Source organism: Paenibacillus sp. FSL F4-0243, from assembly GCF_037963295.1.
GTDB lineage: Bacteria > Bacillota > Bacilli > Paenibacillales > Paenibacillaceae > Paenibacillus_AQ.
The window spans coordinates 6479397-6504392 of the sequence record NZ_CP150151.1 but is presented as its reverse complement, the minus strand read 5'-3'; the positions used below and the strand labels follow the sequence as shown (position 1 = coordinate 6504392).

16 protein-coding genes are annotated in these 24996 nt (G+C 43.8%); all 16 read left to right on the top strand.

The window, feature by feature from the left end; translation table 11 throughout:
• Positions 1-25 precede the first annotated feature (25 nt).
• The 16 genes from NSS87_RS28845 to NSS87_RS28770 all read left to right on the top strand — a co-directional run bounded on the left by NSS87_RS28845 (position 26) and on the right by NSS87_RS28770 (position 24962).
• Entirely contained in the window at positions 26-3988 is a 3963-nt protein-coding gene (locus NSS87_RS28845) for an S-layer homology domain-containing protein (RefSeq protein WP_339243773.1), read from the top strand.
• Between the two features lie 219 nt (positions 3989-4207).
• Positions 4208-4549 carry a hypothetical protein gene (locus NSS87_RS28840; protein ID WP_042131350.1) on the top strand — a complete coding sequence of 114 codons (342 nt, stop codon included), beginning with the start codon at positions 4208-4210 and terminating at the stop codon, positions 4547-4549.
• 839 nt (positions 4550-5388) lie between these two features.
• Complete coding sequence (locus NSS87_RS28835) at positions 5389-8112, top strand: Ig-like domain-containing protein (RefSeq protein WP_339243771.1); 2724 nt, start codon at positions 5389-5391, stop codon at positions 8110-8112.
• A gap of 94 nt (positions 8113-8206) precedes the next feature.
• Positions 8207-8743 (top strand): hypothetical protein, encoded by a 537-nt coding sequence (locus tag NSS87_RS28830; protein ID WP_339243769.1) that lies wholly within the window; start codon positions 8207-8209, stop codon positions 8741-8743.
• Positions 8744-8896: 153 nt separating this feature from the next.
• Complete coding sequence (locus NSS87_RS28825; protein ID WP_076285662.1) at positions 8897-9163, top strand: alpha/beta-type small acid-soluble spore protein; 267 nt, start codon at positions 8897-8899, stop codon at positions 9161-9163.
• Between the two features lie 341 nt (positions 9164-9504).
• Positions 9505-10707: a methionine adenosyltransferase gene (gene metK / locus NSS87_RS28820; RefSeq protein ID WP_042192431.1), complete on the top strand. Its 1203-nt coding sequence runs from the start codon at positions 9505-9507 to the stop codon at positions 10705-10707.
• A 201-nt stretch (positions 10708-10908) separates the two neighbouring features.
• Positions 10909-14949 (top strand): Ig-like domain-containing protein, encoded by a 4041-nt coding sequence (locus NSS87_RS28815; protein ID WP_339243766.1) that lies wholly within the window; start codon positions 10909-10911, stop codon positions 14947-14949.
• 228 nt (positions 14950-15177) lie between these two features.
• Positions 15178-17910 (top strand): stalk domain-containing protein, encoded by a 2733-nt coding sequence (locus NSS87_RS28810; protein WP_339243765.1) that lies wholly within the window; start codon positions 15178-15180, stop codon positions 17908-17910.
• 57 nt (positions 17911-17967) lie between these two features.
• On the top strand, positions 17968-19128 hold the full coding sequence (locus tag NSS87_RS28805) for a sensor histidine kinase (RefSeq protein ID WP_042131343.1): 1161 nt from the start codon (positions 17968-17970) through the stop codon (positions 19126-19128).
• Between the two features lie 4 nt (positions 19129-19132).
• A complete protein-coding gene (locus NSS87_RS28800; RefSeq protein WP_042131342.1) occupies positions 19133-19855 on the top strand; it encodes a response regulator transcription factor in 723 nt (240 codons plus the stop codon).
• 236 nt (positions 19856-20091) lie between these two features.
• Positions 20092-20538, top strand: a complete 447-nt coding sequence (locus NSS87_RS28795; RefSeq protein ID WP_076285666.1) for a glycosyltransferase family A protein — start codon at positions 20092-20094, stop codon at positions 20536-20538.
• Between the two features lie 126 nt (positions 20539-20664).
• Positions 20665-22668, top strand: a complete 2004-nt coding sequence (locus NSS87_RS28790) for a helicase-related protein (protein ID WP_339243762.1) — start codon at positions 20665-20667, stop codon at positions 22666-22668.
• Positions 22665-23483 carry a ComF family protein gene (locus NSS87_RS28785; protein WP_339243761.1) on the top strand — a complete coding sequence of 273 codons (819 nt, stop codon included), beginning with the start codon at positions 22665-22667 and terminating at the stop codon, positions 23481-23483. Before NSS87_RS28790 ends, NSS87_RS28785 begins: the two co-directional genes overlap by 4 nt.
• 168 nt (positions 23484-23651) lie before the next feature.
• Positions 23652-24062: a TIGR03826 family flagellar region protein gene (locus NSS87_RS28780; protein WP_076285720.1), complete on the top strand. Its 411-nt coding sequence runs from the start codon at positions 23652-23654 to the stop codon at positions 24060-24062.
• A gap of 102 nt (positions 24063-24164) precedes the next feature.
• Positions 24165-24449, top strand: coding sequence for a flagellar biosynthesis anti-sigma factor FlgM (gene flgM, locus NSS87_RS28775; RefSeq protein WP_042192418.1), 285 nt, complete (start codon positions 24165-24167; stop codon positions 24447-24449).
• Between the two features lie 12 nt (positions 24450-24461).
• Complete coding sequence (locus NSS87_RS28770; RefSeq protein WP_042192416.1) at positions 24462-24962, top strand: flagellar protein FlgN; 501 nt, start codon at positions 24462-24464, stop codon at positions 24960-24962.
• Positions 24963-24996 lie beyond the last annotated feature (34 nt).

Genomic DNA, 24996 nt, shown 5'->3' with positions numbered 1-24996 from the left:
TATACTCAAAGGAGAGATATAACACATGCAACGCTTTAAGAGACCGTTCGTTTGGCTGATGCTGGCGGCTTTGATCGTTTCTATGTTCCCAGGTAAATACACGCCGATAGCGGCAGCGGCTACCACGACATACTTCAGTCCGGATGATCTCACGCTGCGAAATACAATTGAGCTGAAACAGGAGATTGTGCCGGATACCGATCCGAATGCCGTATATAATATTTCAAGACAAACCGTTTATAAGACAAGCAATCCGAATTTTTCGATTACAGGTACGTATGCACAGGTAACAACTTCTACAATGAAAGTCACAGTACAGCAATTGACTCAAAGTGGTAGTAAATGGGTTACAGATGCTACCCACTCGACTACCGGCGCAGTAACCACTGATACTACAAATCCTACTAACCGTTTTATTGCTAGTGGGCTCACATTGTTTACAGGATACAATAAGATTACTTTTTCTGGGATGCAAGGTACTTTAGAGCGCTCAGAATCATTTTATGTTCTTTATGATAAGGTTCCTTATATCTCCTCTCTACAAGTTCTTGGAGGTGGACCTTCCGCGATTAATTTGAATGAGGGAACTAAGGTTGTTGTTCCTAATCAACAGATTACGCTACAAGGTAATGTGACCAATGCAACTCGAGTGGGCGTTTCATTGAATGGAGGATCATCACTGCAAACCTCGCTACTTGAGGATGGTACATTTTTCACTCCAGCATTAACGCTTAAATCAGGGGAAAACACTTTGGAGATCGTTGTGCAGAATGCAGCGGACTCGATTACAATAAAACGCTCAATTTATTACTTTAATACAAACAGACCTTTTACTGACTTACAAATTTATCATGGTGATGGAACGAATTATAGAGCTCATAACATTCTTGAAAATATTCCTACACTAACTGCTTCAGATACTACTGCAAATATCATAGGACAAGTTCTTTTACCTTATAGCGCAAGTGATAAATCCTTTGAAGATGATCATACAGTCAAGATTAATGATCAGGTTGTTCCGGTTAAAGTGTTGAAATCATACACGATTTCGGCAGATGGTGTTTATACACCTGTGGAGGGGATCGTTGGAGATCAGAAGGAAATAGTTATTCCGGGTCCAGATGGTGTTACACCTCAATACCGACTGGTTTCTTTCATAACTACATCGCCGTTTACCCTTACTTCGGGATCAGGCAACGTGGTACTGTCCATTAAATATGGTTCTTACGAGACTTCAACCAAAGAAAGTTATAAATATCTGAAAGATGAGACTGTGATTACAGATATGTTTTATCTTTCAGGATATAAAGAAGCTGCAAGTGTTGATATTTCTTCCGTTTCCAAACTAGCGTTGAATGGATCTCAGGTTGAAAAACCCGATTTCTATGTTTTGGTGAAAACAAATGTTGCCCCAAAAGCAGGAGCGACATTGCAGGGTTCTTACCTACCACTGGGGGCTTCGCTAGTCCTTACGGAACAGCCTAATGTCACAGGTTTAAAAGCTAATGAAAAGGTGTATAAAGTTGAAGGGTTCTCAAATGGCCAGCAAAAAGTAAAATTTCAATTTTCGGGGTCTCAATCTTTTTATAATGCCGATATCGCCTATGTTTCTAAGAACTATATCTATGTAGCTAATTTGAATGATGGACAGACCTATACTTTTAATTCTGCTACTAGCTCTAATAGTATGACTATTTCTGGTGAGTATATTGGATTTGAAAGCATCGGTAATCCTCAATTCTTTATTAATGGGATTTCGAACGATAAAATAAAAACAACTGCAAAACCAAATGGCTATGAATTTAATGTAACACTGACGAATCCAAAGTTTTCCTTTGATTTACCTATATCCTCAGCAGGTCCACTAGTTTATGGTGAGAACAAGATTGTGTTTGTTGGAACCTCGATGGATAAGGCAAATAATAAAAGGGAAATTCGAAAAGAACTGCGAATTTATATTATCGATACGAATGTCTCTAATTTGTCACAGTTCCATCCGGCTATATCTAAGGGACGGGTCGATTTTACCCATGATTTAGTGAAGGATTACACTGATAAAGAGCTTAATGACATTCTTGGATTGACTTCTGAGTTCATTTATAAGGATGAAAAATTTGTTACCAGTCAAACTAAATATGATTTGGTGTTAAGAGGCGGGGCGGCTACTAAGCTTAACTTGTACCAAGGATCAGACCTGTTCCTTTCTTTTGGTAGTGAAGTTTTGACTGGAAATGCTTCTGGACACAGGAAGCTAAATGAATTCACCTATAATAATCAAAAATACTATTATGATTTCTCCGGTAACAGCACGGAATTTATGCTTCGAATTCGTGATATCCCAGCAGAAACTGCTGGAAGCATTGTATATAATCTTGAATTAATCAATGACACAGGTGCACGGACGAATCAGCGTCTGGAAGTTGTTCGTGAAGTTTCTCCCTATCGCGTACTGTCCCCGGTGGCAACCGTAGGTGAACAGATCGTCGTTAACAAAAACTTTGTTCGTTTTGATATTGAGGCTGAAGGTGCTACAAAAGTCATTATTGATAAATATGAGGCCGAAAAGCGAACTGATCTGCCGAATCGTTTCACACTGGATTATGTAGGTTTAAAAGCAGATAAAGCCACAACAATTAAAATTCAAATTGTTCGCGCTGATTCTACTCTCAGTGATACGATAAGCGTGTATTATGCGAGTGCCGTTCAAGTAGATACGCAGTATATGGCTGAGAAAGTTGCAACGAAGTATAGTGCGTTTAATAAGGGACTAGAGCTGAGCTTCCCTAAAGGTACACTTATGAAAGGCTATACTACCTCAGGTGCAGCTAAGTACTATCCAGATACAAAACTATTGTTCGGTATTGCTGATCCATTGGATGGTGTTGTTGAACGTAAGAATGATTATGGCAATACTATTAACGTCGATGCTGATGCACGGACTCCAGGTGGCTTGAGTACGTTGTTGATCCCTTCAGATCTTGTATTACGATTTAACTCAACAGTAGAAACTAATAACTTCTCACGTGTATCCGATATTTATTGGCTTAGCGGAGGTTTGGGAGAAAGAGGTACAAAAGGTACTGCTCTTTATAAACCTGCTACTAACGGGATTGCTCCATACTCAATAGAAGGTAATTTCACACAAATTGAAGCTGAACGCAAAATTGTACCATCCCAGCGAGGTGATCTTACACTAACCTTTAATCCAAATATTGTTGATGAGGTTGGTTCCACAATCACTGTATTCCGTTACACGGACTCAGGACAATGGGAGAATATTGGTGGAGAAGTGGACACAAAGAAACACACCATCACGGTGCCATTTGATCAATTTGGGTATTACACTGTAATGAAGCTTCGTCGTGGATATAACGATATTACCAATCACCCATGGGCAAGAAATATCTTGAATGGTCTTTATTCTAAAGGCATTATGAAGAATTTGCGTTTTGACCAATTTGGTGCTGATAATACAACAACACGTGGAGAATTCGCTACGTTGTTAGTGAAGGGCTTGAGCCTTCCATTGAATTATAATAATAATCAGCAGACGTTCTTCGATATTGTACCTGAAGCAGTTTCTACAACTTGGGACTTCAAGCATATTGAGACAGCAGCAAGAGCTGGTATTATTACTGGATTAAGCGATGGTTTCTTTGGTCCGGATCAACCTGTTACGCGAGAACAGGCGGCTGTGATGATCGCTCGGGCACTTAAGCTGAAAATGTCTACAAATGACAATAAGTTGTTAACCAGTCTATCTAAATCTTTTGTAGACACCGGTAATATGGATTTTTACTCTAGGCCAGCTATTGAGGCAGTTTCCAAGGCTAAGATCATGGAAGGCAGTGCAGTGACGATTACAGGGCAAAAGAAGCCAGTATATAATTTTAATCCAAAAGGTAAGCTTACACGTGCAGAGGCTGGTAAGATTGCTGTAGAACTGCTCAAAAAGAGCACAAGTATTTTCCCGAAAACTTTTAATTAATGCGTTAGAATTAAAAAAACGGCCAATTTCGCAAGAAATATCTGCGGATTGGTCGTTCTTCATTCCATTTAATTGTTTAATCTCAACCAATTTTACAGTTGTATAATAGTCAACTCAGAGAAAAGTGTAAACTTACCAGAGACATATATTTTGTATTCTGCTTCGATTTACGTTACAATAACTTAGAAAATATTATTTTCTGAAAGGTGAAAGCCAACCATGAAACCGATTTTAGCAAAAGCACAGTTGGATTACATGAAAGCCAAGAATATGTTTGAGAATAGAGCAAAAGTGTTGGAGAAGGAAATCGCGGCTAAACGGGCACTACAGGAAATTACACAAGAGGTCATGGAGGAACTTGTGCAGGCTACAGGATTCCATGATTCATACAACGAGCTTGTTGTGGCTGAGAATGCCCTGATCGAATGGTCTCATACTACAATCAAACATGAGAAGAGCTACCGTGAGAATCGCGCAGCTATTGATGCAATGTATGACAATGTAAACTCAAGTCCTGAAAAGCGTCAGGAATTGATCCAATTATCTATGAAGATTCGTTAGACCCTACTGTAATAGAAGCAAGCGCCGGCAACGGCGCTTTTTTGTTGCGTTCAACATGGATGCTATCTATAGGGCGGATCTCCGAATGGTGACGGTAAGTAGTAGCCATTAGCTTACGAATCATCGATGCAAGAATGAAATAGGAACTAACTAAGAAAGAGCATGTTAGCTATAACCTAGAAACGAAAGCTTCTAGGTTATAGTTATAGCTTTAATACGGACTAAGAACGAATCTCAGGAGGGCAACCCCCATAAGATCGGCTTACTGTGTTGTGAGATATAAGGGCTTTTGGCCCCCTGCATACTCAAATTTTGTAGGAATGTTTAAATAAATAGCACTAGTGTTAATGATACTTAGTAAATATTGCATAATGACGTTTAGAAAACGATTATGGTATACTATTTTCCGTAGCAACCCAAGATTAACAATAGTTAGTAGAACATACATATGTATCTTCTATTGGGATTGTACCGGAAAACAAAAAAAGAAAAGAATTTTTTTGAGAAACCGCAACTTTTCCAAATCTTCTGCGTTTAAGGTGTAGAGTCATTTACACAGGCAGTTGAAATTAACCGGTGGTAAAGCGAATTTAACAAAATGGAAAAATTAGCTTTACGTGACTTGAGGCACATTGTATAATACTTAGGTATAATTAGGAATCTAGTATTGTCATGTCCTGATCATTGTTTACCAGTTTCTGTGATACCCGTCACAGACATTATTTATACTTAATTTGCTCAACTCTGGAAAGGGGGTGCAACGGCTAATGAGTGACACGAGCTACTCAACTAAAGAAAAATCTCAGTTTATGAACGTCCAAGGAGGAGAAAAAAAGGTTATGAAGAAAATTTTATCCGTAGCATTATCTACAGCAATGGCATTCTCGATGTTTGCCTCTGTAGCGTTTGGTGACGCAGCAACAACTCCGCAACAAAAATTTGATGCTTTGGCAGCGAAGGGTATTCTTAATGGGTACCCAGATGGTCAAGCTCATCTTGAAAAAGATCTTACTCGCGCTGAATTCGCGAAGATCGTTACTAAATTGTTCGATCTTACTGAAGTAACTAACAAATTGTCTTACAAAGACAAAGGTTACAACGCTAAGAACTGGGCAGTTCCTTACATCGAAGCTGTTACTGCAGCTAACTTGATGCAAGGTAAAGATACTGTTAAAGGTATCTTCGACTACAACGGTAAAGTAACAGTTGAAGAAGTAGCGGCTGTATTGTTCCGCGCTTTGAAACTTGAAACACCAGCTACAACTGACAACACTGCATCTGCATGGGCTAAAGGTTATGCTCAAGCGGTGATCAATGCTGGTCTGATTGCTAAAGACACTAACTTCAAAGCTAACGCTAGCCGTTCTTTGGTAGTTGAAACAGCTTATGCAGTTGATCAATTGAAAGCAGCTCCTACTGTAGCTTCTGCTGAAGCGGTAAGCCCAACTAAAGTAGTTGTAACTTTCTCTGACAAAACTACTACAACTGTTGAATTGACTACTGCTCTTGTAGCGGGCGTTGAAACTTCAATCAACTTCAAACACAACAACCATGACTACACTACGAAAGTAACTTTGCAAGCACCTAAAGTTGTTTCTGTAGAAGCTCCAAACGCTAAACAATTGGTTGTTAAATTTAATCGTGCTGTTGACGCAGATACTATTGCTGAAGATGGTAAATTGATCAATGGCGTGGTTCAAGTAACTGCATTGAGCGGTGCTCCAACTGTAACTGCAGCAGGTGCAGAAGTATCTTTCAATACTGATAATACTGAAGCAACTATTACTTTCCCAGGTCTTGAGTATTTGAAAGGCCAATACACTGTTGTTGTAGCTAATAAAGTGAAAACAACTAGTGCTGAAGCGATTCCGGCCTTTACTAACATTCTTTCTGTAGCTGATACTACAGCTCCTACAGTAGCTACTGTAAATGCTGTTGCTAAAGCGACTACTAACAAAGTCTATGTTAAATTTAGTGAGCCAGTTAAACCAGCGGGTATCATCGCTTATGTTAACGGTGCAGCTGCAACTGTACAAAGAGATACTTATGACACATTTGTGTTGACTACTGGAAACCTTAACAGCGGTACTACTTATGATGTATCTCTGACTAACGTTTCTGACTTCGCTGGCAATGTTGCTAACCCTAACCCAATCAAAACTAGTGTTACTGTAGTTTCCGATGTAGCAGCTCCTGTAGTTAAGAGTGTGACTCCTGTCGGCGACCGTTATGTTGAAGTTAAATTCGACAAGAAAGTAAACAGAGATTCCTTGGTTGGTAACGTTCGTTTGCTTGATGCTAACGGAGAAAGCAAAGGCGTGTTCTATGTAAGTACTTCTTCTGATAGCGACACAATCAAATTGAGATCCCCACTTAGTGCTTTGCCTACATCTGGCACATTCACAGGATCTATCGTATTTGGTCAATCTGTTCGTGATACTCTTGGTAATACTTTGAGTGCAGCTGCAACTCAAGCAATTACTTTCACTAAGGATACAAGCGCTCCTGGTGTAACTTCTGCTACTTATTCCAACAAAGGTTTGGTAATTAAGTTTAATGAAGAAGTAATTCTTGATAAAACTGCAACTAATAACAGAGAAATTCTTATCATTAACAACAAAACAGGCCAACAAGCTGGAGCATCACTCAAAGTTAAAGATGGTTCCTTGTCTTCTGACAAGAAAACATTGACTTATGCTGTTTCGTTGTCTGGTGCTGATTATACTGTGCGCTTGCCACAAGGTTTGGTTACAGATGATTCGTTCTCAACTAATCCTTTCGCATCCACAACAGTTGCTCTGACTATTGAAGCTGCAAATACTAGTGATACTACAAGACCAGAAGTAGTTAGCATTACTCCGCATGACAAAGATGCGGCTGGTACTGTAACTGCTGATGTGTACTATGATGTAGTTGTTAAAGATCCTGGTACTGATGCAAGTGGTCTGAATGTAGCTACTCTAACTGATGTTAACAGCTACACTTTGAATAGCAAAGCATTGCCACTTGGGTCTTATCCAGTAATTACTTCAATTGGTAAAGATAATGATGCAGCTGCTCCTAAAGAAGCAACTGTAAGAATCTACATCCCTGGAAGCACAATTACCAAAACAGAAGACCACACTTTCCAAGTGTTCGGTATTGCGGATAAGGCTGGAAACGGAATTCTTCCTGTTGAGAAGAAATCCGAACTTACAGACCGCGTGAAACCAACATTGACAACTGCAGCTGTTTCCTCTGGTGACAACACTGTATTGGTTATTGGATTCAGTGAAGATGTTAAGGCTTCTACAGTTAACCTAGCTGATTTCGAATTCTCAATTAACGGTGTTAGCCAAACTGCAAGTGGTTCCAATGTTAAACCTAGCAGTATCCTTCCTGGTGCTGGATCTGACGCTGGTAAGTTCTATGTAACATTCGACAAATTGGATGGAACTACTGGTAAGCAAAACCTCAATGCTAACGATGTGAACTCCATCGAAGTTAAGGTTGTTGCTGGTGCAAACATCACTGATACTTCCGGAAACTTGATTACAACTGGAACAGTAGTTACTGGTAAATAATCATTGCTTTTGGATTACCGAAGCACAGAATAGCCTCTTCGGAGGCTATTCTTTTTTTATAGGCATTTATCCCCACTCATGAGGAGGAACTTCATTGAAATCGGTATGGAAAATAACAACAGCTGCTGTATTGCTGGCTGGTGGTGTATGGGCTGGATCACTGTTGAATGTTACTGCTGAAGGTGCAGGTGTGGGTTCACAGCCTGGAACAGCAGATGACCCAGTGGTTACCAAAAGCTATGTTGATCAGCAAATTCAGAAAGCACTTACAGGTGGTACAGGTACAGCTCCAGTAGCTACAGCTACTCCGAGTCCAAGCTCAGCTCCAACAGCTACAACAAACCCGACTACTAGCAGTAATGAATCCGTAATTGTCGATGTTAAACCAGGTCAAACTCTAATTGCTTCCGCAGGTGCTGAATTTATTGTTCGTGCGGGTAAAGCGGTTATCTACTCTCAGGATGCAAATGGTGTTGCTGATTTAACGGATGGTAAAGATCTTGCCAATGGAGTAGCTGCACCGACTAACCATTTATTATCATTCCCTCGTGATGGTCGTGGTATTACTGTGCAATCAGGACAAACTCTTGGCCTTGTTGTCATGGTTCGTGGTGGATATACACTAAAATAATTTGTAATAACATATATTCATAATGCCCGTAAAAGTACTTAATCATACCTTCAAACTGATTTCCAAAGTTACAAATCATTGGCGCGATTGAAGAGTAGATGTTGGACGCACAATATTCCTGTAATCTTACAAATTCACAGGAGGTGCTGAAACATGGCACGTAACAATCGTACAGTGGTACCGGAAAGTCGGGCAATGCTGAAGCAAATGCAATATGAAATTGCAGCTGAATTCGGTTTATATGGAGCGCATTATGGAGGCGGAGCAGACACAGAGTTTGCTTCTGAATTAGGAGCAATCGGAGGTAGTGGTTCTGGCCGTAGCCAGTATCTTGGACATCTTAGCTCAAGAGATAATGGCTCTGTTGGCGGAGAAATCACGAAGAGACTCATTAAGCAAGCCGAACAGTCTCTTCTTTAATAATATCAGGGGTGAAAAAAATCTTATTAATCCTATCTGATATTACTTTTTAATACTGCGGAATCAATATTTATACTGTGATGGAGGGGCTTCGGAGTAATTGACACCACCTCCCAAATAAGATAATATGACTTTTGAGGAAAGCCTTAGACCTTTTCCATATGGGAAAGGTTCATTTTTTTGAAGAGTTTAGTGAATATAAACATGAAATACTGCAATCATCCTTCATAAAAAGAACAGGCCCCTGAGTTTCTTTGTTTATAGTTTTTATTGATTTGGCCTGTGATTATTAAGGAACTCCTTATACAGTGTCAGACTAACCATAAGGGAGGTTGTTATACTTGTCTATTAAAGGGCGTCATTTGTTTACTTCCGAGTCCGTGACGGAAGGGCATCCGGATAAAATCTGTGACCAGATTTCCGATGCGGTACTCGATGCATTTTTAGCTAATGATCCAAATGCTCGTGTAGCCTGCGAAGTAGCAGTAGCAACTGGTCTTGTTTTGGTGATCGGGGAAATCAGTACCAAATCTGAGTATGTAGATATTCCTGCCATCGTACGCAATACCATTAAAGAAATTGGCTACACACGTGCAAAATATGGTTTCGATTATAATACCTGTGCAGTGTTGAGCTCACTTAATGAGCAGTCAGCTGATATTGCTCAAGGCGTAAACTCTGCTCTCGAGCACCGTGATCCAGCACAATTGGCTGAAGAAACAGCAAATATTGGTGCGGGTGATCAAGGCTTAATGTTCGGTTTTGCTACGAATGAGACACCAGAACTGATGCCGTTGCCGATCGCTTTATCTCACCGTATTGCTCGTCGCTTATCTGAAGTTCGTAAGAACGGAACCTTGGAATATTTGCGTCCTGACGGGAAGACACAAGTTACGATCGAATATCAAGATGAGAAGCCTGTACGCGTGGATGCTATCGTAGTATCTACACAGCATGCAGAAGAAATTTCTCTTGAACAAATTCAAGCAGATATTAAAGAGCATGTAATTATGCCGGTTGTTCCTGCGGAACTGCTCGATGCTGAAACTAAATATTTTATTAACCCAACAGGACGATTTGTGATTGGTGGTCCTCAAGGGGATGCCGGTCTGACTGGACGGAAGATTATCGTTGATACGTATGGCGGATATGCTCGTCACGGCGGCGGTGCATTCTCTGGCAAGGATCCAACTAAAGTGGACCGTTCGGCGGCTTATGCTGCTCGTTATGTGGCGAAGAATCTTGTAGCTGCGGGTCTAGCTGATAAATGTGAGATCCAGCTTGCTTATGCCATTGGTGTGGCTACTCCTGTCTCGATTAATGTGGATACATACGGAACAGGTAAAATCAGTGAGGAAAAGATGGTTCAACTGATCAGCAACAACTTTGATCTTCGTCCTGCAGGCATTATCTCTATGCTTGATTTGCGTAAACCAATCTATAGACAGACTGCAGCATACGGCCATTTTGGACGGACTGATGTTGATCTTCCTTGGGAACGCGTAGATAAAGCGGAATTACTCAGAGGTCAAGCAGGATTGTAGTTAAGTATATGTTCTTATAATTCGTTAAGCCCGCAAGTTGGCACTTAGTGTCAGCTCTGCGGGCTATTTTTATGTAATGGACAGAATTAGGATTGATTCTAATCATAGAGAAGTAGACTACTAAACTTTGTAAGCCCTTTAACCGAAATATAAGAATATACATAAAGACGTTAGTATGGTTTGAGAGGAGTCTATCACGGCATGAAAAGAAAAATTTCAATATGGACGGCAATTTTTCTAGCAGGAGAACTGGTACTTGGAGCAGGGTATCCTTCTATCGGAATTGGAATATCGGCAGTACATGCTGCAGCGGAATTTGGCATTAGTGTGTCGCCAGCACCTGGAGCAACCTATGTAAATATCGGGTCATCTCTTAAATTAAGCTTTGATCGTCAAGTAAACCCACAGGCTGGTGAAATTACCATCACGGGTCAGGGTGATAGTACACCTTTTGTGACGATTCCTATTGGTAGTTATGGTTTAATTGGTAGTTCAAAAGACTACGAGCTTAAGTTAGGGCCAAACCAACAATTCACTCCGAATAAGGCATACACGGTCACAATTCCCAAAGGATTGTTCAAAGATAATGAGGGTAATGAATCAGGACTTACTTCATGGGCATTTACCACCGCTCCAGAGAGTAATACGGCTATCACGGCAGGCAACTTTTCACCGGCTAGTAATGCAAGAGTAGATGCCGGGAGTTTAAAGGAGCTTAGTCTGACACTAAATAAGCAGCTGTTAAAAGGTGGGGGCTCTATCCGAATCCTCTCCTCAGCAGATAATACAACAGTGCAAGAGTTCAGAATAAAGGATGATGACACTAGAGTTAACGTTCTGACTGATGCTAACTCTACTACAGTTAAATTAACGCTAGAGAAAGCATTGGCGGCCGGAGGGAATTACTATGTTCTTATTGATGCCTACGCTTTTAAGGATGTTGATAATAGAACGTTCTCTGGTATTTCTAGCGGCAATGTATGGAGTTTCTCTACAAAAGGTGTAGCTGAAATTTCAATGACTCCATCCCCGGCTAACGGTGCAGGCGGTGTATCTACCACAGGAGCGCTACAGCTCACTTTTGACCGTCCTATGATGCCTGCATCAGGTGTAATTACGGTGTCCCCAGGGGCAGCTAACGATGCTAGAACAAGATGGCTTAATGTGAACTCCCCAGCCGTTACTGGAGGAAGCAGCAGAACTATAACATTGAATCCAGCATCCACAGCCTCACCGCTGCTAAACGGCACACAATATACAGTTACGATCCCCCAGGGTGCTTTTTATGATCAAGATGGAAATGTATTTCCTGCCTCGGGCCCGTACACTTGGACCTTCACAACGGTATCTTTGACTGGACTTGGCGTAAGTGCTTTGAATCCATCTGATCGAAGTGAATCTATTGCTAACAACAGATTCTTTTCGATCGCGTTTAATCGGGATGTGAATTACAACAGTGCAGTGGCCAATGGTGTGGCTCTATATAAAAGCGGAGGATCTCAGGTGCCGGTTAACGTTACCCGGAGTACCACTACAGCTAAAGAATTTATAATCACACCTTCTGTAGCGTTAGATAGTGATTCAACTTATTACATTGATATCGCTAAAGGGGCTTTTGTAGACGCAAGTGATGCTAACGTTCTATATGACGGGTTAAGTGGTAAAAATTCATGGAGCTTCAAGACCTTGTCTCTGGATAAAACAGCTCCACAGCTCACATCAGCACAGCTTGAGAATAATCGAACCATTCGTCTGAAATATAATGAGTCTCTCAATTCATCCATAGCGCTGTTAACCTCAAGCTTTGGAGTTACGGTGAACGATGAGAATCGAGCGATTGAAAGTGTTTATATTCAGGGAGACAGTGCCTACTTGGTGCTGAGTACAGGAGTAGCCGTTGGGCAGATTGTAAAGGTCAGCTATAATGGCGGACTGCGGACGATTCAGGATCCAAGCGGAAATGCAGCGAGCACTTTTAGCTCTAAACAGATCACAAACTCTATTGAGTCCTCCATGCCGACACCTAAAGATGGGCGAATCACGGGGAGATCTGTAGTATTAAATTTTAACGACACACTAAAATCGGTTTCCTATTACGCTCATAACCAGTTCTCAGTGACTGCAGATGGAAGCTCACTTGGGGTCAACTCGATCAGTTCCAGTGGCAATACAGTATATTTAACATTGGGCAGTGAAGCATCGAATGGACAGAACGTTCGGGTGTCCTACTATGCAGGTTCGTATCCTTTGCTGAATTCTTATGGACAAAATATTGCGGACTTTACTGATTTTAATATCCGTAACAGTAACGATACGATTGCGCCAGTGTTTCAAAGTGCAACCGGAGGCGGCACTAAAATCATTTTGAATTATAATGAAGGCTTATCTACAACCAATCTCCCACTGAATAGCCAATTCTCTGTGTTAGTGGGCAGCACGCCTAATTATGTGACTAATGTATCGGTCAGCGGCACTCAGGTCACTTTGACGCTTCAGACAGCGCTCGCGGTTAATCAGAATGTGACTATATCTTATGTGCCGGGTTCTGCCGGGATAAGTGATTTGAATGGGAATCGGGCAGCGTATATTAACCTACAGCCTGTATCCATTTCAGAGAACAGTGGCACTACTATTCCAGAGATTAATTCAGCGACCGTTTCAGGTGACGAGTTAACAGTTACTTTTGCAAAGAATATGCAGGCATCCGGTTCCCTCTACGCGAATCAGTTTGGAGTTCGAGCAGATGGAAGCAGCTTGGGAGTGCAATCCTACTATATCTCAGGCAATATTCTGAAAATAACGTTATCCTCGGTTGTGAAGACCGGTCAAACAGTGGACCTGTCCTATATGTCTGGTACCGGAACGATTAAGGATTTGAGTGGGAATACACTATCCTCATTCTCAGCTTTATCAGTTCAGAATCTAACTGGCGTGACCACTGGATCTGGAAATCGTCCATCCTACCTAGGAACACTTGCAACGAGTGAGTTTGGAAAAGAGTATGCACTATTAAAGAGCGATTCCTCGCAAATTGTGGATGACCGTTCTGTATATAATCAATCTGTAAAAAGATATACTTTAAACGCAGATCGAATAGCTGCCAGTTATGAATATCTGTATAAGATGAATAATGATGTATTGGCTTTTGAGGTTCCTTCCACGGAGCAAGCAGCTTTTGTAACTGCTCCGCTAAAACCATTACTAGACGCGGTGAATCGTAATAAAAATACTAAGTTCATGATTCGTCATGGAGACAACCTATTTAGCGTAGGGCTCGATGATATTGATATGAATGGGCTGGCGAGCAGCCTAATCTCGGACAGTAAAAATATCTCGCTCGTGTTCCGCTTGGATAAAGTTCCAGCAGGTACATTTACACCTTTTGAGCAAAAGCTACAGACGATGGGTATGCGAACTATTACTAGTCTTATGGATGTCCGGGTGACGGCGATCGTTAGCGGTAATTATTCGAATGCCAAGGCACTGACTGTACCAGGAGAATATACCGTACGTACTACTTCTTCATTAAATAGTGCGCAGACATCTGCGGCCAGATTGGACCTTTCCTACTACGATGCGGCTTATCTACCTACAAAGGTCAGTACGGTCGGTAACTATACGGTTATCCGTGCTCGTACCGCTGGTAATCAGATTTTAGGGACTTTCTTGTCCACCAGAGCCTTCACGGATATGGGTAAGCATTGGAGTAATGCAATCGTAGCTGAGCTTAACGCAAAGAATATTATTGATAGCAGCTACGGTAGTGCGTTTAATCCGGAGAAAAAAATTACCCGTGCTGAGTTTGCTATAATGCTCAGTCGAGGTCTAGGCTTGCTAGGAGATCGTGAGACCGCACAACGTTTCCGGGATGTGCAGCCTTCTACACAAACTGGAGACTACATTGGCGCAGCGGCTAAAGCTGGAATTATTACAGGGAACACGGATGGTACTTTCCGTCCGAATGATAATATAACACGCGAGCAGATGGCGATCATGATGATCCGTGCGATGGAATATACCAATCATCCTATTACACTAAGCGGTACTTCTGCCTCAACACTTGCAAAATTCAAGGATAAGGCAAAGATTCAGAATCAAAGTGCGGAGTTCGTCGCAAAGGCAGTGCAATCAGGGATTATTTTGGGCATGACAGTAAGTGAATTTGGGCCCCAAGGCAATGCCACCCGTGCTCAAGCTGCCGTGATGTTACAACGGATGCTGAAACAGGCTGATTACTTGTAAACAACTCTTATAGATAACCAAACAATTGGTAAAGCCCGGCAATTATGCCGGGCTTTTTTTGTCGTCTAATTATGACAGTTTTGACTCTATAAAGCTTGAAATCTCTCAATTTCGCAACTTTTTGGCTTATTTTCAGTCTATTAAAAGAGTACTAGAAAAATAGGAACCAGTTTCCAGACATTGATATGGACTGATAGAGTACAAAAGAGATGGGAGAGTTACGTTGAAATGAATGAAGTTTTCATGGAGAAGAAGAGTAGCGAGGTTGTACGGGGAATAAGATTATCTTCCACTAAAAAGTGGATTGCTGCTTCATTGGCTGGTGTGTTATGGATTATGCCGGTAATCGGCAGTGAAGGTATGATGCTTTTTGGTCAGGGATCTGCACCAATTGCGGCTGCAGCTACAGCTCCTTTTAAGGTGAGTAAGCTGGGAGAAGAAGTAATTACTTCGGGCGCCATTATGATGAAATATAAATATACTACTACACGTTCTGGAGCGAGTGCTTCTGGGCTTGCTGATGTCATTCGTGTAGATCTTAACAATCCATATGTTTCTTTAGATGTAATGACTGGTAAAGGTGGAAACCTGACTACGCGGCAAAGTACTGGCGGGATGGCCAAGGAAACAGGAGCCGTGGCCGCAGTAAATGGCGATTATTTTAATACAGGTGGAGAGGGTGCTCCGATCGGTGGACAAGTATCAGGTGGAGTACTGGTGTCTACCCCTTCACAATTGGATGGAATGTATGCCTTTGCAGTGACAAAAGATCGCAAACCTATTATTGACGAGTACAGCTTTGAAGGGATGGTAACCGCGCCAGATGGCGCACAGTTTGAGATCTCCGGTATCAATAAAGGCGCTTATAGCCCTGAAGGCGGCAGCTCGACTTATAGTCATGCTAATGCTATGTATATCTACACAGATGTATGGACTGCACTCGACCGCCCTAAAAATAGCTCTACCACTCCAACAGAGGTACTTGTTGAGAATGGTGTAGTTACTCAAATCTCAGAAAATGCTGCACTCCCTATGGCGGTTCCAAAGGGAGCTTATATTTTGCGGGCACATGGCTTAGCCGCACGATATGTTACTGCCCATTTGACGGTAGGACAACCTGTAACAAGTGTGTATTCCCTGAAATCTAAGACTACACAGCAATCGCTAGATCCTGCGAGTCTACAAACAATGATTGGCGGACATACGATTCTAGTAAATAACGGAAAAGCAGCAACGTTCTCTCGTTCTACTAGCAGCATTGGAGGCTATCGTGCACGCACGGCTTTAGGATATTCTCAAGACGGACGTTATGTATATATCATAGCTACTGAGAAAAATGGCAATAGTTCAGGGATGTCTCTAACCGAATTGCAATCATTCATGACCAATATTGGAGTCTGGAAAGGTCTTAATCTCGATGGAGGCGGCTCTACAACGATGGTAGACCGGCCCCTCGGTGAAACCTCTACTACACTCACTTTTAATACAGAGTATGGCACAGAGCAACGCAGTATCGTTAACGGGCTTGGTGTCTACACTAACGCACCGCAAGGTGAAGTCAAAGGAATCAAAATTAGCGGAAGTTCCGCACTGCTGGTTGGACAAAAGGCAACATATTCTTTAAAGGGTTATGACACGTACTACAACCCTATTGATGTAGCAGCAGGTAATCCTACATGGGTATCAAGCGGCGGAAGCGCAACGGTAAGTGCAGGTGAAGTAACGGCAGTGAAGCCAGGTACCGTTACCTTAACGGCTAAAAGCGGTTCTGCAAGCGCCTCTACAACTGTTACAGTTCTGGGTGGTAATGATCTATCCAGTATGAGTGTAGGTACAGCTACAGCGCCACTGACAGCCGGAACTACTGTGTCTGTCCCTGTTACAGCGGCAACGAAGAGTGGAACAACTATCAATGTTCCGGATTCAGCACTGAAGTGGGAGTTTGTAGGCTTTAAGGGAGCCGTGAAAGATGGCAAGCTTACTGTAAACGCCGTTGATGCAGGGGTTACTACAGGTTATGCTATTGCCCGTTATGATGGATTTAGTGCAGTGGTTGTATTATCAACAGCAGCAGCTACAACATGGGAAGATTTCGAGAAGGTAAGCTATCCAATCGACTTTACTACCAATGTTCCAGCGGTACAGGGTACTGCAACGATAGTGGATGGAACGGCTGAAAGAGTAGGCTCCAAGGTGCTGTCACTCAGTTATGATATGACGGCTGGCAGCGGCAAAATGTATGCTTATGCTCAGCTTAATGGTACAAGCGGCAAAACAGTTCCAGCGCTTGCAACTTCGATGTCGGTTGATGTGATGGGCGATATGAGCTTGAATTGGCTGCGTGCTGAATTTGTAGACAACAGTGGAGCTACAGCTTATGTGGATCTTGCGAAGATCATCGATTGGAATGGTTGGAAGAACATTAACATTGACTTGTCAGGCTCAGGCATTAAATTCCCAGCAACGCTGAAGAGACTCTATGTTGTCAACGTAGAGGAAGGCCAAGATGAACGGGCGAAGACGGGTACAGTTGCCGTTGATAATATCAAGTTTACAATGCCATCGCTTTCTAGTGATGCAGGCTTACCGAAAGGTACGGCTTCCATGAGCATTGGTTCAAAAGCAATGACCGTAAACGGAACAAAGAAAGCTATTGATGTAGCTCCAATTGTAAAAGACGGCAGTACTTATGTGCCAATTCGGTATGTCCTTGATGCTTTCGGAGGCAGCGCTACTTGGGATCAGGTGAATAAGAAGATCATGGTATTACGCGGAGCCAAGGCACTGGATCTTACCGTAAATAAAAAAGAATATCTGCTGAACGGCAAACGTCAAAGTGCTGAAGTAGCACCAATCATTTTACAAGGTAGGACTTTAGTACCGTTAAGACTAGTTTCTGAACAGCTAGGATTAACTGTAAAATGGGAACAGAAAACGAAGACCGTAACTATCGAATCGTGATATGTTAATATAAAGGAAAACCTTTAAAACGATTCGATAGAAAAGGGGCAAGCATCCGTGGAATTTCAAGCCGATGCGATTGATCGCGTCATTAAAAATACCATCGACGTGATGGAGAGCAGCAAGTATCAGATTTTTGAAATATTGCAGGTTGCGCGTGATGAACTTGCTGCACTCAACAAAGAACTGCAGCGGGTCATGGACGAAACGGATGAGACATTGAAAAAAGTAGACAAGCTGGAGCTGCAGTATCATCGCTCCAGAATCCGGCTGACAGAGGTCAGCCGGGACTTTGTCCGCTACTCGGAGAAGGATATCCGTATTGCCTATGAGAAGGCTACGGAGCTACAGCTCGAACTCATGATGACGCGTGAGCGAGAGGTCTATCTTCGATCAAGACGTGATGAATTACAAATGCGAGTGCGCAGTGTCGAAAATTCTGTAGAGCGCGCAGAGTCAATTGGTTCGCAAATGAGCGTAGTGCTCGAATATTTGTCGGGAGAACTAGGTCAGGTGACGAGAATTGTCGAATCTGCGAAGAACAGACAAATGATAGGACTCAAGATAATCCTGGCTCAAGAGGAAGAACGGAAGAGAATTGCCCGGGAAATTCATGATGGTCCTGCTCAAATGCTGGCGAATCTAGTCCTTAGGACGGAAATTGTAGAAAGAATGCTGGTAAAGCAGGAATTTGGGTTGGTGCAGGACGAAGTAATAGATTTGAAAGGACAGGTTCGATACAGCCTGGAAGAAATGCGTAAGGTCATCTTTAATTTACGACCGATGGCTCTCGATGATTTGGGATTAATTCCGACTTTGCGGAAATATGTGCATGATTTTGAGGAGAAGACGAAGCTGAGGACGACCTTGGAAACCAGAGGTCAGGAACATCGACTATCTTCAGCCATGGAGGCAGCGGTATACCGATTGGTTCAGGAAGCTTTGTCTAATGCAGCTAAACATGCCTATCCAAGTTTCGTATTGGTAGAGATTACTTACCAAGCGCAGTTAATTAAGATTGTGATTAAGGATAATGGATTAGGTTTTAATGTGCAGAAATTAAAAAATCCGCAGGGCAATCGTGAAAGCTTCGGGCTAGTAGGTATGCGGGAACGTGTAGAGCTGCTTGAAGGCAGAATGGAAATCATATCAGCCGAGAATCAGGGGACAACAATCGTGATCCACATTCCGACGAACGTGGAGAAAGGGAAGGAGTAATGTGATGGAGAACTTAAACTCTACTAAAACGCCCATTAAAGTTCTTTTGGCGGATGATCATCAGCTTTTTCGTGAAGGGCTGAAACGTATTTTGAATATGGAGGAGGATATCGAAGTCATCGGTGAATGTGGTGACGGTATCCAGGTATTAGAGTTCTGTAACGGAACTAAACCAGACATCGTACTGATGGATATTAATATGCCTATTGAGAATGGCGTGGAGGCCACTCAAAAACTGCGGGAAATGTTCCCGGAGGTTAAGGTAATTATTTTATCGATTCATGATGATGAGAGTTATGTGTTTGAAACCCTTCGTAAGGGTGCCAATGGTTATTTATTAAAGGATATGGAGGCTGAATCCCTTATTAATGCGATCCGTTCGGTCTGTGAGGGACACGCTTTTATTCATCCAAAGGTTACCGGAAAGCTAATCAATCAATTGCGGCGCATGACTTACCTTAATGAGACTGGAGTAGCTGCTGATACGGTAGTGAAGGAAGCCGGTGTTAAGTTTGTGGCCGGTGACAACAATCCTCTAACACGTCGTGAAGCAGAAGTACTGCGGCTGATGGCGGAAGGTAAGAGTAACAAAATGATCGGTGAGTATTTGTTTATTAGTGAAAAAACGGTCAAAAACCATGTTAGCAGTATTTTGCAAAAAATGGAAGTGGATGATCGTACGCAAGCAGTAATCAACTCGATCAAGTATGGTTGGGTAACTTTATAAAAATTTTTACGGGTTTACGGTACATATAGGAATGGAATCAAGGAGAGCACAGCTTGTTCCTTTAAAATATAAGAAAGTATAAGTTTCACACCATACTTATGTCTTATATTTCTCACTTAAACGCTTACCGTCCTTGCAAGGACGCCGAAGGCGTTTATGCTTGATAGGAACTCTGGGCAGTCACCGACCTTTTAAAGCCGGCATATAGTGTTGGTATACAGAGGAGGTGCATCTCCATGGTAGCCCAGTTGATATGGATTGCGGCTGTTTATGTATCCGCTGCAGTGATTATTCATATGCTGCATAATCGGCAGAAGGTGCGGCAGACACCGCAGTCCGTGAAATGGATTCATTATATTTTGATTACTCGCAATCATGCATCTGTTGTGGAATGGTACATTCGGGCGCTGACATTTCAAGCATTTTTAACCGGAAAACGATTTCGAGTAACGTTCATGGATGATGGCTCGAGCGATGGAACCCTTGGAATTGTTTCCAGGCTGGCTGATAGTGGCTGCTCTATCGATCTTGCAACATCTATGTACACTTTTCAGGTGAGTGAAGAAGAGTTGCAGCAACAAGGGATTGTGGTAGACTTGCGGTTGTCAGGGCAGTCTGTTTCGTTGCCTTTTATGGGGATGGCAGGAAGTAGGGGATGCGAATCAAAGCGCGACAGATTTTAAGTAAATATGTGAGTAACGGGTGAAGCACACTCTCCAAGAAATGGAGGAGTGTGCTTTTTGCGTTTGGTGGTAAGGGGAGTGTTGCGGGGAAGAGTGATTAATGGTGAAAGTTAAGGAGGCGGATTTATGCGAGCGGCTGTGTATGCCTTGGAATGTAGAGGGATCTGGAGTATTTGGATTTCTTTAGATCTTACAGTAGATAGATGGTGGTGGTCTGGCGCTGGACCGGAGCGTCAAGGCAGAGGCTTAGTAACGGTGGACAAACTGGTCTTATTATCTCCTGTACTGCCGCTGGGGTGGGCGGTGAAGCTCCGCGATTATTTTAAACAAAGGGACGGAATGAGGAACTGGGGGGCTAAGGAGTGGGGGCAATACGTAAGCAGTGTTCTTGAGCCTGAGTTGAAGGAGGAAAGGGAAACAGGAGGAATGGGAAAGGAAGGGTGGCTTAGTGATGGGGTATCTCTATGGCAGGCTTCTGAAATAAGTGGGCGATTTATAGAACAGTCTAGAAAGAACAATGAATGCAGAGGAAATGACCTCGATTATGCTTTGCTTGAATCGGAGGTAGAACAATTCGTACATGCGGTGGCCGGCCGCTCTTTACTGCAGCCGGAAATAGAAGCGCTGCTGGCAGAGGGCTTTCCAGAGCTGACGGGTCGTTGGCGCCAGGCGGCACAACTGGCGCATTTGCAGGGGCGGCTGCAACTGACAGCTGCCGTTGGTAGTCACGCCCCGGCTGCGCTTGGGGCGTGGGCCCGCCAGCTCCCTGCGGGCGCTGGCGCTCTGGCGCGTGCGGCGGCTAAGTTGCCGCACGTATTGTGGCGCGGCGCTGTCGCCCGCCGCGCGGTCTCGCGCTGCCTGCGTTGCGGCAGTGCTCCCACCGGCCGCACGGCATGCGCCGCGTGCGGCCTTATGGGCTGCGCCTATTGCGAGGCCTGCCTCGCACTTGGGCGCAGCCGGGCTTGCGCGCTGCTCCTGCGCAGCGCAGCGCTTCCGGCCGTGCGGTGCACGGCCGCCCTTGACCCCACCGCGGCCGCAGGCCGGTGGGGGTTAAGCCCAGCGCAGGCGGGAGCCGCTGGCGCTGCGCTGGTTTTTTTGGCGGAACGGCGTGAGCGCTCCGCCAAACCGTGCCCAGAGCGGTTCCTGCTCTGGGCGGTGACGGGAGCCGGGAAGACAGAAATGATCTTCCCGCTCCTAGAGGCCGTGCTCGCCGCCGGTGGGCGGGCGCTCGTAGCGACGCCGCGACGCGACGTCGTACTCGAGCTCGCTCCGCGGCTCGCGAGGGCTTTCCCGGCGGAGATTCTCGCCGTGCTTTATGGCGGCAGCGCAGAACGCTGGGTGAGTGGTCGCTTAACGCTCGCGACTACCCATCAGCTGCTGCGCTTCCATCGAGCCTTTGATCTCGTTATCATAGACGAGCTGGACGCGTACCCCTATCACAATGATCCTATGTTGGCTTATGCCGCAGAACAAGCTTGTAAGGTAGAGGGTTCTTTTATCTACTTATCAGCCACTCCACCACAAGAAATGCAGCGGTTGGTCCGGTCAGGCAGACTTCCACATGCCAGAGTACCTGTCCGCTTCCATGGTCATCCTTTGCCTGTGCCGCAGCATCTGTCTATGACATCTGTTCAAACATGCCTAAAACGTGGGAACTTACCTAGATCGATCATACATACGCTTCGTAAGTCGCTCGAGCGCGAGGCGCAAATCTTTTGTTTTGTGTCGCGTATTGCACATATTGAAGGATTACTGGTTCTGCTTCGTCGGAGCTTTCCCCGCGTAGTTATCGAGGGTACTTCCTCCAAAGATTCCTTCCGGGCAGAGAAGGTAACTGCTTTTCGCGACCGGGCTATCTCCCTATTAGTAACGACTACGATTCTGGAACGAGGAGTTACAGTCCCACGCAGCGATGTATTTATTTTGGATGCGGATAGCGATCTTTTTGACGAAGCCTCCTTGGTTCAGATGGCTGGACGTGCCGGGCGATCTAAGGATGATCCTGCTGGGCGTGTTGTATTTGCCTCTCCCCAATGGACCCGATCACAGCGAGGAGCGATCTCCCAAATCCGTACTATGAACATCATCGCTCGCCGCAAAGGATACATTAGCAAGGAGGCGCCGAGATGAGCTCTCTGTTCTCATGGTTAACCAAATCTCGGGCACTCTTGTCCCCTTCCGTAAATCCATGCTTAACCTGCGGCAAGCGTAAACCTGGATCCTCACAATTTCCTGGAGTTTGCAGGAATTGCGTAGAATCCATTCCTTGGATACGTTCCCCACGCTGCTTGAAATGTGGTCGGCATGTGGGCTGTCCTGACTGTACCCGCAGTAGTGAACCGTCTCCAATTATTTGTAATCGAAGTGCAGTGGCTTACACTAGTGTTATGCGAGAATGGTTGGGTCAGTATAAATATCGCGGGAATGAACGGTATGCCCCTTTACTTGGCCTCATGCTGGATAGAGCCTATCTAACACTGAAAAAAGAGAAGCAGAGCGCTCTTTTATCCCGAAAACCATCCATCATCCATCGTTCTTGGTCTGCTGATTTGTTAGTGCCAGTGCCTGTCAGTGATTCCCGGCTTATGGAGCGAGGATTTAATCAAGCGGAAAGATTGGCTGATGTACTATCTAGATGTAGGAAGATTCCACAGCTTCCGCTGCTGATCCGTACACACCATACGGGAAAACAGAGCTTTAAGAGCCGAGCGGAACGACTGGCGGATATGAAGCACGCTTTTGCAGAAAATCCGGCAGTAACAACACAATTTGCGGATTGGTTAAATAGGGAGGTACCTCTAAATCGTCCTGTTCGGATTATTATTGTTGATGATATTTATACGACGGGCAGTACCATTCGTGCGTGCGCTGAGATCATACAACAAGTGGGTTCAGATTATGGTTATACGGTAGAGGTGTATAGCCTAACTTGGGCACGTTCCTGAGGAGAGCGAAATGCATGATTGTGAACAGCCCATTCACTTTTTGAAGAGATCCATGCCCGTAATAGCGTTTCTTCCGTCCCATAGACGAATTCTTTGCAATCATGTAATCTAGGAGCATAAGGATATTATGCGTTGTACAGAATGTACGGAGAGGAGCGGCTGCTTGTTATGAATCTAGACAATTGTCCAAGGTGCGGCCGGTTGTTTGTTAAGAATCTTATGGGGTTGTGCCAGCCCTGCATCAAAGAGCTGGAGCATGAATATGAGATCTGCGTGGATTATTTGCGGGAGAACAAAGGAACCAACATTCAAGAGTTGTCCGATGCTACAGGAATTTCGATTAAGGAGATCACCCGCTTTATTCGAGAGGGCCGGATATCTATAGCTAATGCTCCTAATATGATGTATCCCTGCGAGGTGTGTGGAACGCTGATTCGCGATGGGCATATGTGTGATAGCTGCCGTTCTCGGCTAAGGAAGGATCTCTCCAATGCCGCCAAGGAAAGTGCTGCTGAGGATTCTACCAAAAAGACAACAGACGGTGCATATCGTGCCATAGACAAGTTGCGTGACCTATAAAATCTGCAAAAAAACGTTTGCAGCTATAAAGAATGTTTCAGTCTACGCCGATAAACTTAGTAAAGATTATCGGCTTTTTTATATTAGAAGGAAGGTGAAGTTATGAAAATTAACGAGACCGGACGAATTAACGCGATGAATCCGTATCAACGCAGCGCGGATGCGCAAAGGCAGGAACAAATGAAGAAAAGTTCACGCAAGGATGAGGTTTCGATCTCTGATGAAGCGATTCAGCTCTTGCAAGCACAGAATTCTGGTAATGATGCTGAACGTGCACTTAAGATCGACAGTTTGAAGCAACAGGTCTCCGCAGGTACCTATCAAGTAGATGCAGCTAAGCTAGCAGAGAAACTCGCCCCTTACTTTAAGCAATCCTCCGAGAATTAGGTGAAACCATCCATGGCATTGACGACATTAATAGAACTATTGGAGCGGCTGGACGAAGTGCATAATCAAATGCTGGAGCTGGCCGCTGAGAAAAAACAGACAATTATGGACAACAAGGTGGATGCATTAATCGACATCCTGAACCGTGAGTCCAAGTTAATGAAACTGATTGGACAGCTCGAGGAACAGCGAATCGCGGCGGCATATACCGTTCTGCAAGGCGTAGGTATTCGTTCCAACCTGAACCTGAACCTAACTGAGCTGTCCAGACTTATATTTGACCCTGAAGACAAGGCACGACTGCTGCATATTCAGCAGAAGCTTTCTGGCACTTTGCACCGCTTGAAAGAAGCAAATGAGCTTAATCAGAAGCTGATAGAGCAGTCGCTTACTTTTATAGATTATTCTTTGGATTTGCTGGTCGGAAGACCGAATCAGGATATCACATATCATCGTCCGTCCGACAAAGGCAATGGCGTAAATCGGTCGGGGATTTTTGATGCACGAGGCTAGAATTGTACTGATGAAGTGTTCTGTCAGAGCAGAA